Annotated in this window: 8 protein-coding genes; 5 read left to right on the top strand and 3 right to left on the bottom strand. The window is 67.3% G+C overall.

Annotation, left to right across the window (positions count from 1 at the left end; genetic code table 11):
* From ACODRX_RS24180 to ACODRX_RS24165, 4 genes are all read left to right on the top strand, one after another.
* A partial coding sequence (locus ACODRX_RS24180; RefSeq protein WP_488874097.1) for an IPTL-CTERM sorting domain-containing protein occupies positions 1-728 on the top strand: 728 nt, incomplete at its 5' end.
* Between the two features lie 472 nt (positions 729-1200).
* Positions 1201-1845 carry a response regulator gene (locus ACODRX_RS24175; protein ID WP_488874096.1) on the top strand — a complete coding sequence of 215 codons (645 nt, stop codon included), beginning with the start codon at positions 1201-1203 and terminating at the stop codon, positions 1843-1845.
* A 97-nt stretch (positions 1846-1942) separates the two neighbouring features.
* Positions 1943-3481, top strand: a complete 1539-nt coding sequence (locus ACODRX_RS24170) for an ABC transporter substrate-binding protein (protein WP_488874095.1) — start codon at positions 1943-1945, stop codon at positions 3479-3481.
* A gap of 10 nt (positions 3482-3491) precedes the next feature.
* Positions 3492-5525, top strand: coding sequence for an ATP-binding response regulator (locus tag ACODRX_RS24165; RefSeq protein WP_488874094.1), 2034 nt, complete (start codon positions 3492-3494; stop codon positions 5523-5525).
* On the opposite strand, the gene serB is transcribed toward ACODRX_RS24165, so the two are convergent.
* Genes serB through mfd form a run of 3 tightly spaced genes read right to left on the bottom strand, consistent with a single transcriptional unit; the run spans position 5482 to position 10357 of the window.
* The gene (serB, locus tag ACODRX_RS24160; RefSeq protein WP_488874093.1) at positions 5482-6195 is read right to left on the bottom strand and encodes a phosphoserine phosphatase SerB; all 714 of its coding nucleotides are present in this window, start codon (positions 6193-6195) and stop codon (positions 5482-5484) included. The two genes, ACODRX_RS24165 and serB, sit on opposite strands and share 44 nt — an antisense overlap.
* Before the next feature lie 59 nt (positions 6196-6254).
* Complete coding sequence (locus ACODRX_RS24155; RefSeq protein ID WP_488874092.1) at positions 6255-6878, bottom strand: hypothetical protein; 624 nt, start codon at positions 6876-6878, stop codon at positions 6255-6257.
* A 2-nt stretch (positions 6879-6880) separates the two neighbouring features.
* Positions 6881-10357 carry a transcription-repair coupling factor gene (mfd, locus tag ACODRX_RS24150; protein WP_488874091.1) on the bottom strand — a complete coding sequence of 1159 codons (3477 nt, stop codon included), beginning with the start codon at positions 10355-10357 and terminating at the stop codon, positions 6881-6883.
* 354 nt (positions 10358-10711) lie between these two features.
* On the opposite strand from mfd, the gene ispD reads away from it, so the two are divergent.
* Positions 10712-11614 carry a 2-C-methyl-D-erythritol 4-phosphate cytidylyltransferase gene (gene ispD / locus ACODRX_RS24145; RefSeq protein WP_488874090.1) on the top strand — a complete coding sequence of 301 codons (903 nt, stop codon included), beginning with the start codon at positions 10712-10714 and terminating at the stop codon, positions 11612-11614.
* Positions 11615-11629 lie beyond the last annotated feature (15 nt).

The following is an 11629-nucleotide window of genomic DNA, read 5'->3' as shown; positions in this document are numbered from 1 at the left end:
GCAGCGTCACACTGGCCGGCACGGCGACCAGCGGCAGCGCCACGGTGAAGGTGCCTGAGGGCGCCACTTGCACGGCGCTGGCGGAAACCAGCAAGGCGAGCGCGCCCAGCAACTATGCCTGGCAGACCGAGACCACGGTGCCGCCGGCAGGCGCCATCGCGCAAGGCGCGCAGGGCAGCATCACCAACCCGCTGGCGACATCCAGCCTGGTGGTCACCAAGACCAACAATGCCAGCTCGGTCACCCTGGGCACGACGACTGTCTACACGGTAACCATCGTCAACGGGGGTGCGGTGGATGCAGCGAACATCGGCTGGAGCGACACCCCGGTGGCCGGCCTGCAGGTGACGGCCATCGAGCCAGTTGCCGCCACGGGCGCGGGCTCGGTGCTGGGCACTTGCACGCTCAGCGGCTGCAGCGGCATCACGGTGGCCGCGAACGGCGGCAGCGTCAGCTACAAGGTGAGCGCCAAGGTCACCGGCCAGGTTGGCTCGGATGCGGTGAACACCGCGACGGTGACCGGCGGCAGCTGCACTGCTGTAGTACTGGCTCGCGCAGTGGCCGCGGATGCGAGCGACCCATGCAGCTCCACCGACCGGGATCCGATCAAGGCGGCGCCTCTGCCGGCCATGGTGCCAACGCTGACCCAATGGGGGCTGATGCTGTTGACCGGGCTGCTGATGGCGGCAGCGTGGCTGACCCGCCGGCGGGAGCGCCGCATCTGCTGATGCCAGGCAGCCTGGTTCGAGATCCCATGCCCGGAGGGGGTGGGATCTTTTTTTATATCCGCCGATGCAGAGGCATTGGATTCAGCCGGCCGGATTTTTTCAGCCATGCTCAGGTCAGCCTGAAGTTTTTGATATAGATTAAATGAATAACGAATGGTGAAAATATTGGGACTCTGAGCTTCAAATTAGTACATCTGAGCTATTGATGCTTTCATATTTTTAAAATAGGGAGAAATTTTGAATTAACTGAAATCTGGATAGAGGTTTTAATTGTTAATCATTGTGTTTTTGTTGTGCTTGAAATAAGATAAGAGGAAATATTTATTAATATGCATGAAAGACATTGAAGTTCTGCGCCGTCTCTATCCGGCGCCAAATGGATTGTCAATATCTGTCTTTGTCGGGTTGGGCTGGTCGGTGTGCCGATGTGATGGGTGTGGCCGGTGTTTCGCGAAGAAAGGAGCTTGTTTTCATGACACTCTCTTTACCTTGCGTATTGCTGGTCGACGACCATCCGCTGTTCCGGCAAGGGCTGCGCATGATGCTGTCAGCCAGCAACCTGGTGCAGGCCGAATTCCACGAGGCGAGCTCGGTTGCGCAGGCCCTGGGCCTCGAGATCGCTGCCGACCTGGTGCTGCTGGACATCAGCATGCCTGGTGGCGATGGCCTGAGCGGCATTGGCAGGTTGCGCGAGCGCTGGCCCGGTGCCTATGTGGTGATGCTTTCCGGTTACGACCATCAGGAGCTGATGCGCAGCGCCGCATGCAATGGCGCTGCCGGCTTCATGTCCAAAACCTTGGCGCCCGATGCCATTTGCGCCCAGGTGCAGCAGTGGCTGCGGCGCAAGCTGGGCGGTGAGGCATTCGATGCCGGCGTGCCGGGCATGCCTGCTCCGGCTGGCCGCGGGCAGGGGCTGCCGCCGCGGCAGTACGAAGTGCTCAAGCTGGTGGCCCAGGGCTTCAGCAACAAGGCGATTGCAAAGCGCCTGACGGTGAGCGAGCACACCGTGCGCAACCAGGTGGTGGCTGTATTGCGTTACTTCGGCGCACAGACGCGGACGCAGGCGGTGGCGGCGGCCCAGCGCCAGGGCGTCCTGCCGGTCGCCTACGTCGAGTGAGGCTGCCGGTGGCGTGTGGCTCTTTCCCGACCCATGAAAAATTCAATAGGTGACTTTTATTGCTAAACGTGATCGAGTCGCATAGAGAAGGCTAAAGATGCAAGGCCATACCGCTATCTGCATGCTGCTGGCTTTTCTGGGCAGCAGCCTGCGCACCGCACTGCGGAATATGCTGGCGATCGGGTTGGCCGCGCTGGCGGTCGGCGGCCAGGCCTGGGCCGGCGCGGACACGGTGCGCATTGGCATCCAGCTGGAGCCGGCTTCGCTGGACATCACCACGACCAGCGCCGCCACCGCCAGCGAGATCGCCTATGTCAATGTCTACGAGGGGCTGACCTATATCGATGGCCAGGGGCAGGTGCGGCCGCGCCTGGCCACTGATTGGCTGGTCAGCGAAGACGGCAGGACGGTCGATTTCCGGCTGCGCAAGCCGGTGCTCTACCACGATGGCAAGCCGTTCAATGCGCATACCGCGGTCTTCAGCCTGCAGCGTATGCTGGGGATGACCAATGCAAACGCCTACTTGGAGTGGTTCGGCAAGATCGCGTCGGTCGAGGCGGTGGACGAACAGCTGCTGCGCATCCACCTGAGCGCGCCTGACAGCCTGCTGCCCTATGCCCTGGCGCTGCCGGGCGCGGTCATGGTGCATCCCGACTCGGCGCAGGCCAATGCCAGGCTGCCCGTGGGCACCGGCCCCTACCGGGTGTTGGCCTGGAAGCGGGGGCATTCGGTGCGCCTGCTGCGCAACGAAGACTGGTGGAATCCGCTGCATCCGCAGTTGCGCGAGGTGCAGTTCTTGTTCATGACCACCTCGTTCGAGACCGAAAGCATGCTGGCCGAAGGCCGCATCGATGTGCTGAGCAGCGTGACCCGGCTGACCGGCGCATTTGCGGCCCGCTCCGACTACGTGATGGGCTCCCGCGGTGTGGAGGGCAAGCTGATCGTGGCGCTGAACAATGCCCGTGCGCCGCTCAACGACATCCGCGTGCGCAGGGCGCTCAGCCATGCGATCGATCGCCGCGAATACCAGGGTATCTACGGGCCGCTGGTCAAGACCGTGCCCATCGGCACGCACTTCTCGCCCAGCCATGCGGCATATGTGGACCTCGTGGATCGCTATCCCCACGATGTGGCGCGCGCCAGGGAGCTGCTGCGCCAGGCCCAGGTGGCGCCGGGCACGGTGCTGAAGCTGGCCGTGCCGCCCACCGATTACGGGCGCTACGGCAGCCTGACCGTGGTGCGGCAGATGGAGGCCATCGGCATCCGGGTGGAGATCGTGACCATGGACTGGCCCACCTGGCTGGACAAGGTGTTCAGGCAAAAGGACTACGACATGAGCATCATCATGCATGTGGAGCCGATGGACCTGAACATCTACGCCCGCGGCGACTACTACTTCAACTACCGCAACCAGGCCTTCCAGGGCATCTGGGAGAAAGTACGCGCCGCGCAGGCAGAGGCCGAGCGCAACCGGTGGCTGGCGCAGGCACAGCGCCAGATCGCGGAGGACGCGGTCAACCTCTTCATACAGATGCGGCCGGAACGCAATTTCATCCGGCGCGGGCTGCTGGGCATGTGGGAGCACTGCCCGGTGCCGGTCTTCGCGATCGAGAACCTGCATTGGCAGGGGGGCTGAAGGGCATTCAATGCTGCGCGCCCTGAAACTCGCCAAGCTGTCGGTCACCGCCCGGCTGATGATCATCCTGACCCTGGTGGCGGTGGGCATCGCGCTGGTGTTCGTGTTCGCGATCCGGGGCCTCAAGCGCACCGACCAGGAGGTGCGGCGCCTGGCGAACGTGGAGATGGAACAACTGGTGGCCAGCACCCGGCTGATGCAGCAAAGCGAGATGGTCGCCAACTATGCGCGCCTGGTGGGCCAGAGCAGCAGCCAGAGCGAGCGGCGCCTGAACATGATGGAGCTGACCGACCGCATGCTGTGGCTGGACAAGCTGGTCGCCGAACTGGATGTGGGCGATGACCTGCACGAGCTCGAGAGCCAGTTGCTGGCGACGCACAAGGCCTTGGAGACCGAAGTGGAGCAGCTCGGCAAGGCGGTTTTCGAGCCTTCGGCCTACGGCACGCAGGGCGGTGCGCAGATTACCGCGCTGGTATCGGGCAGCCAGGTGCTGGCCACCAGGCTGTCCCTGCTGGCCAGCCATGTGTCGGCCGACCTGCGCCGCGAACTCAACGGGCGCGGCCGCCAGCTATCGCAGGATGTGGCCAACCAGCAGGAGCGCCTGAACTGGCTGGTGACGGTGCTGATCCTGATCGTGATCTTTGCCGGCCTGTATGTGGATGCCTCGGTGTCGAGCCGCATCCTGGCGCTGCAGCGCGAGGTGCGCAAGGACGGGTTTGGCGGCGCCCAGGGCCAGCCGGAAGAGGCCCACGGTGACGAGATCGACCAGCTGGCCACCGCGATCGCCTCGTACAAGAAGCACCTCGACGACCATGCCCGCGCCGCGCAGCGCGCGGTGCGCGCCAAGAACCGCTTCCTGGCCGGCGCCAGCCATGACTTGCGCCAGCCGGTGCAGGCGCTGAACCTGTTTCTGGAAACCCTGCGCGGGTCGGGCCTCACCGTGGCCCAGGCCGGCATCCTGGAGCAGGCGCGGGCCGCCAGCGCCGCCAGCCGCGAGCTGCTGGACACGCTGATGGACTACTCGCGCCTTGAGGCCGGGGTTCTGAGCCCCAGGTTCCAGCCGGTGGCGGTGGCGCCGCTGCTGCGCCGGCTCGAAAAGGAGTATGGGCCGCAGGCCGATGCCAAGGGGCTGGTGTTCCGGGTGCGCGACAGCGAGGACTGGGTGCATGCCGACCAGACGCTGCTGTTCATGCTGCTGCGCAACCTGGTATCCAATGCGCTGCGCTACACCGAGCATGGCGGCGTGCTGATCGCGGTGCGCAGGCGCAGCGGCCAGCGCTGCATCGAGGTCTGGGACACCGGCATAGGCATAGAGGCGGCCAACCACGAGCTGATCTTCCAGGAATTCCGCCAGGTGGGCGAAGACCACGGCCTGGGCAACAAGGGCATGGGGCTGGGGCTGGCCATCGTGCGCGAACTGGCGGACATGCTCAACGCCAGGGTCGGCCTGGCTTCGCGCCCGGGGCGCGGCAGCGTGTTCCGCGTCACGCTGATGGCCGAGGCGGCGCCGGACCAGGCCCTGGGCGCCGGCATGAGCCTGTGGGAGGAGTCAAGCGAGAGCAGCTACCTGCCGCTGCCGGGCTTGCGGGTGCTGGTGGTAGATGACGAACCGCTGGTGCGCGCCGGCCTGTGCAGCATGCTGGAGCAGTGGCAATGCGAGGTGGTGGGCGCGGCCACCGTGGGCCAGGTGCGGCGCCAGCTGGGCCGCACCATCGAGGCCGACGGGCCGCTGTGGGACGTGGTGCTGACCGACCTGCGCCTGTCCAAGACCGAGGACGGCAGCGAGGTGGTGCGCGTGGTGCGCGATGCGCTCGGGCAGCAGCCGAGCTGGCAGCAGCTGCCGCAGTTCTTCATCCTGACCGGCGACACCGCGCCGGAGCGGCTGCAGATGGCCACCGGACTGGGCGCGACGCTGATGCACAAGCCCATCGATCCGCAGTCGCTGCACATGCGGCTGAGCCACGAATGGAGCCGCCGCCATCACCGGCAGCGGCCGGACGTCAGCGCAGCACCTCCAGCAGCCGCTCCAGCCCGCCCTGGTTGATGGCCACCTTGGCCTCGGCCCGCACCCGGGGCTTGGCGTGGAAGGCCACCGACACGCCCACCTCGCGCATCATCGGCAAGTCGTTGCTGCCATCGCCCACCGCGATGCACTGCGCGGGCGAGATGCCCAGCAGCGACGCCAGGCCGAGCAGGGTGCGGCGCTTTTCCTCGCCGTCGCAGATATCGCCCCAGGACTGCTCCACCACCTGGCCGGTGAGCCGGCCGTCCTGCACGTCGAGCACATTGGCGCGCACGAAATCGATGCCGAGCAGGCCGCGCACATGCTCGGCGAAATAGGTGAAGCCGCCGGACACCAGCAGCACCTTGAGCCCCGCCGCGCGGCAGGCCTCGACCAGGGTTTTTGCGCCGGGCGTGAGCTGCAGGCGCTCGCGCAGCACGCGCTCGATGTCGGCCATGGGCACGCCCTTGAGCAGCGCCATGCGCTGGCGCAGGCTGTCCTTGTAGTCGGTGATCTCGCCGCGCATCGCGGCCTCGGTGATCGCCGCCACCTCGGCCTTCTTGCCGGTGATGTCGGCGATCTCGTCGATGCACTCCATGGTGATCAGCGTGGAGTCCATGTCGAACGCGATCAGCTTGTAGTCGGCGAGCTTTTGCGGCAGCTCCAGGTTCTGGACGCTGAGGCCGGGGGCGAATTCGGTGGTTGCACTCATGGGGCAGGAATTGGGATGGACAAGTGGGCGCATCTTAGCCTGCCGCAGCGCCTGCGGAGCTATTTTTCCTGCAGGTACAGCGCATCCGACCAGGTGGCCAGCCACTGCGGCCGAAAAGCGACGAACACCGCGCACAGCATGCCGGTGATCACCGCGTCGCCCCAGGCCATGAGCCAGCGGGCGATGGTGGCCAGCCCGGTCTGCACGCCGGGCAGGGCGTGGCCGGCCAGGTGCGCCAGCATGCCGGCGGCGAACAGCCCCAGCAGCGTGCCGAAAAAGCACCGTCCCAGCGTATAGACGAAGACCTGGGTGCCGAGCCAGCGGCGCAGCGCGGCGCCCCACAGCATGGCCAGCGTGGCGGGAACGATGCCGTGCCACACCGCAAGCCCCAGCGCCGCCTCGGCCGACAGGCCGGGCGACAGCGCCCAGGCCAGCGCGCCCACGGCGCACAGCACGGGCATGGCCAGCGGCCAGCCCAGCATCAGCATCGCCAGGCAGGCGCCGGACCACTGCAGCTGCAGCGGCATGCGCTGCAGCGTGGGCAGGGCCCAGAGCCAGGGCAGCACGGCCAGGGTGGCCAGCAGCGGTGTCCACAGCGGCGAATGGCCGGGCAGCATGCGCCAGGGCTGCAGCCACAGCGCCACCGCCAGCGCGGCCAGCAGCAAGGCGGCTTCCAGCACCATGCTCAGGCCGCCACGGCCTCGGCGGGCAGCGGCTGGCCCAGGCTGCGCAGCACGTCGCGCACCATCTGGGCCCGGGCCGAAGGCTCGGGCAGCTCGCGCTCTATGCGCAGCTTGTCGTTGCCGGCGAGCTTGATGGCCTTGTTCTTCTGGATCAGCTGGATGATGGCCATCGGGTCGATCGGCGGCCGGGGGCGGAAGGTGATGCTGATCACGCCGGGCGCGGCGTCCACCTTCTGCACGCCGTAGGGTTCGCTCAAGCACCGCAGGCGGTGCACGTCCACCAGGGTCTGGGCCTGGGCCGGCAGCTTGCCGAAGCGGTCCACCAGCTCTTCGAGCAGGCGGTCGATCTGCTCGCTGGTCTTGGCGGTGGCCAGCTTCTTGTAGAACGACAGGCGCAGGTGCACGTCGCCGCAGTAGTCGTTCGGCAAGAGCGCGGGCGCATGCAGGTTGATGTCGGTAGAAGCGGCCAGCGGCGCGAGCAGGTCGGGCTCCTTGCCGTTCTTGAGCGCGCGCACCGCCTCGGCCAGCATCTCGTTGTAGAGCTGGTAGCCGATCTCCATCATGTTGCCGCTCTGGTTTTCACCCAGCACCTCGCCGGCGCCGCGGATCTCCAGGTCGTGCATGGCCAGGTAGAAGCCCGAGCCCAGCTCCTCCATCTGCTGGATCGCCTCCAGCCGCTGCTGGGCCTGCTTGGTCAGGCCGTCCAGGTCGGGCACCATCAGGTAGGCATAGGCCTGGTGATAGCTGCGGCCCACGCGCCCGCGCAGCTGGTGCAGCTGCGCCAGCCCGAACTTGTCGGCGCGGCTGATGACGATGGTGTTGGCGCTGGGCACGTCGATGCCGGTCTCGATGATGGTCGAGCACAGCAATATGTTGTAGCGCTGGGCCACGAAGTCGCGCATCACCCGCTCCAGCTCGCGCTCGGGCATCTGGCCGTGGGCCACCGCGATGCGCGCCTCGGGCAAGATCTCTTCGAGCTTCTGGCGCCGGTTCTCGATAGTCTCGACCTCGTTGTGCAGGAAGTACACCTGCCCGCCGCGCTTCAATTCGCGCAGCACCGCCTCGCGGATCACGCCGGTGCCCTCGTTGCGCACGAAGGTCTTGATCGCCAGGCGCCGCTGTGGCGCGGTGGCGATCACCGACAGGTCGCGCAGCCCGTCGAGCGCCATGCCCATGGTGCGCGGGATCGGCGTGGCGGTGAGGGTGAGCACGTCCACCTCGGCGCGCATGGCCTTCATCGCCTCCTTGTGGCGCACGCCGAAGCGGTGTTCCTCGTCGATGATGAGCAGGCCCAGGTTCTTGAACTTGGTCGATTCCGACAGCAGCTTGTGCGTGCCGACCACGATGTCCACCGTGCCTTCTTCCAAGCCCTTGAGGGTGGCGCTGACCTCCTTGCCCGAGCGAAAGCGCGAGACCTCGGCCACCTTGATCGGCCACTTGGAGAAGCGGTCCACCAGCGTCTGGTAATGCTGCTCGGCCAGCAGCGTGGTGGGCGCGAGAAACGCCACCTGCTTGCCGCCGATGGCCGCCACGAAGGCCGCGCGCAGCGCCACCTCGGTCTTGCCGAAGCCCACGTCGCCGCAGACCAGGCGGTCCATGGGGCGGGGCGAGACCATGTCCTGGATCACCGCATGGATGGCGGCGAGCTGGTCGGCGGTCTCCTCGAAGCCGAAATCGTTGGCGAACTGCTCGTAGTCCTGCGCGCTGTAGCGGAAGGCATGGCCCTGGCGCGCGGCGCGGCGCGCATACAGGTTGAGCAGCTCGGCGGCGCTGTCGCGCACCTGCTCGGCGGCACGGCGCTTGGCCTTCTCCCACTGGCCCGAGCCCAGCTTGTGCAGCGGCGCCTCGTCGGCCGACACGCCGGTGTAGCGGCTGATCTGCGCGAGCTGGCTCACCGGCACGTAGAGCACCGCCTTGTCGGCGTATTCCAGGTGCAGGAACTCCTGCAGCGCCGGCGTGCCGTCGGGGTTCTTCTGGCCGATGTCCATATTGATCAGCCCGTGGTAGCGGCCGATGCCGTGCTGGGCGTGGACCACCGGATCGCCGACCTTCAGCTCGGACAGATCCTTGATCAGCGCCTCGACATCGCTGGCCTGCTCCTGGCGGCGGCGCCGGCGCGCGCCGCCGGTGGTGGCGAACAGCTCGGTCTCGGTGACGAAGTCGATGCCGGCCTCGGCCCAGCGAAAGCCGCGCGCCAGCGCTGCGGTGGCGATGCCCACCGGCTCGTCCGTGCTCTGCTGGAACTCGACCAGCGAATCGAAGGCCGGCGGGTTCAGCCCGCTGGCGCGGAAGAAGTCGAGCAGGCTCTCGCGCCGGCCATCGCTCTCGGCCAGCAGCAAGGTGCGCGCCTGGCCCGCGGCGATGTGCTGCTGCAGCCGCGCCAGCGGATCTTCGGCGCCGCGCACCACCGACAGGTCTTCGAGCTTCTGCACGAAGGCGCTGCCCTCCACATCGGCCACCTCGGGGCGCAGCGCCAGCTGGGCGCAGCCCTTGGCGGTGGTGTAGAACTGGTCGGCCGTGAGGAACAGGGCCTCGGGCGGCAGCGCGGGGCGCTCGGGATCGCCCTGCACCAGGCGGTAGCGCTCCTTGGTGTCCTGCCAGAAGCGCTGGAAGGCCGGCTCCAGCTCGCCGTGCAGCACCAGGGTGGATTCGGCGCCCAGGTAGTCGAACACCGTGGCCGTCTGCTCGAAGAACAGCGGCAGGTAGTACTCGATGCCGGCGGTGGCCACTCCGTTGCCCATGTCCTTGTAGATGCGGCTCTTGGTCGGGTCGCCCTCCAGCAGCTCGCGCCAGCGGTTGCGAAAGCGCGCGCGCGCCTCGTCGTCCATCGGGAACTCGCGTCCGGGCAGCAGGCGCACATCCTTGACCGGGTACAGGCTGCGCTGGGTATCGGGGTCGAAGGTGCGTATGGAGTCGATCTCGTCGTCGAACAGGTCCACCCGGTAGGGCACCAGCGAGCCCATCGGGAACAGGTCGATCAGCCCGCCGCGCACCGAGTACTCGCCGTGGCCCACCACCTGCGACACATGGTTGTAGCCCGCCAGCGTGAGCTGGGCCTTGAGCCGCGCCTCGTCGAGCTTCTGCCCGGCCTTGAACTCGAAGGTATAGCCGGCGAGGAAGGCCGGCGGCGCCAGCCGGTACAGCGCGGTGGTGGCGGGCACCAGCACCACGTCCACCTCGCGCTGGCTGATGCGCCACAGCGTCGCCAGGCGCTCGCTGATCAGGTCCTGGTGCGGCGAGAACGCATCGTAGGGCAGGGTCTCCCAGTCGGGAAACATGGCGCTGCGCAGCCCGGGCGCGAAAAAGGCCAGCTCGTCCTGCAGGCGGTTGGCATCGCCCGCGTCGGCGGTGATGATGGCCACCATGCGCTTGGCATCCGCCTCGCGCCCGGCCAGCTGGGCGAGCAGCAGCGCATCGGCGCTGCCCACCGGCATGGGCAGCTGAAAGCGTTTGCCGGCAGTGAGTTTGGGAAGATCCATGAAATGCTTCGTCGGGTTGAAAACGCCAAAAGCACGGAAAAGCCGCGAGGCCGCCGTGCTGAGAACGTGCTTGCGCTCTGTACGATGCCGCGTTGGGCCGCAATCGGGATGGGTTCGAGTCGATGTGGAGCAGCTTGCACCGGGGTGCAAGCAAGCCGCAGCGCGAAGAAATCGCCCGATTGCGGCCCAACCCGAAGGGCCAGTATCTTTGCGGGCGGTCTGCGGCGTTGCGGTATCTTGCAAGGTGCCTACCTTGCTGCGCCACCGCGCCTTGCTGCCCATCCCGCAAAGATACTGGCGCGGCGCCGTACAGAGCGCAAGCACGTTCTAAACCGCTATTTTAGAATCCTGGCGATGAACGAATCCCCGCCGCCCGTCAAACCCCGCAAACCCCAGGGGGGCGGCACGCCGGTGCTCGCCCCGGCGGAGCAAGCCGACGAGGTGATAGACACGGGCGCCGCCACCCAGGAGATCGAGCGCATCGCCTCCGACCTGGTCGAGCGCTATTGGGCCTTCGTGCCCTGCGCGGGCGTGGGCACTCGCGCGATGGGCGCCGACCGCGACCTGCGCCTGCCCAAGCAATACCAGAGCGTGGCCGGCTGGCCGCTGGTGCTGCACACGCTGGCGGCCTTCCTCGCGGTGCGGCAGCTGTCGGGCATCGTGGTCGGCGTCTCGGGCGGCGACCAGTTCCTGGAGCGCTATCCGCACGAGGGCTACGCGCTGGCGCCTTGCGGCGGGCCGACGCGCGCCGACACGGTGGCCGGTGGCCTGCATGCGCTGCTGGCCCAGGGGGCGCAGCCGCACGACTGGGTGCTGGTGCACGATGCCGCGCGCTGCCTGGTCACGCCGGCCCAGATCGAGCGCCTGATCCATGCTTGCGCCCACGACCCGGTGGGTGGCCTGATGGCGCTGCGCCTGCCCGATACCCTGAAGGCCGCGGTGCAGGATGCCGATGGCCGCGAGCGCGTGGCGCAGACGCTGGCGCGCGAAGGCAAATGGCTGGCGCAGACGCCGCAGATGTTCCGTATCGCCACCTTGCTGCAGGCGCTGCAAGGCTGCGCCGAGGCGACCGACGAGGCCAGCGCGGTCGAGGCCATGGGCCTGCGCCCGCAGCTGGTGATGGGCAGCGCGCACAACCTCAAGGTCACCTATCCCGACGACTTCGCGCTGGCCGAGGCGGTGCTGGCGCAGCGCATGGCCAGGCCGGATGCGGTGCATACTGTGGCCCATTTTTTTGACATGCCGGCGCAGGCTTAGCGAGCGCTGGCGGCC

Source organism: Comamonas sp. FG99, from assembly GCF_057808605.1.
The sequence above is the reverse complement of the archived record's forward strand: the minus strand, read 5'-3'. Positions and strand labels throughout refer to the sequence as shown.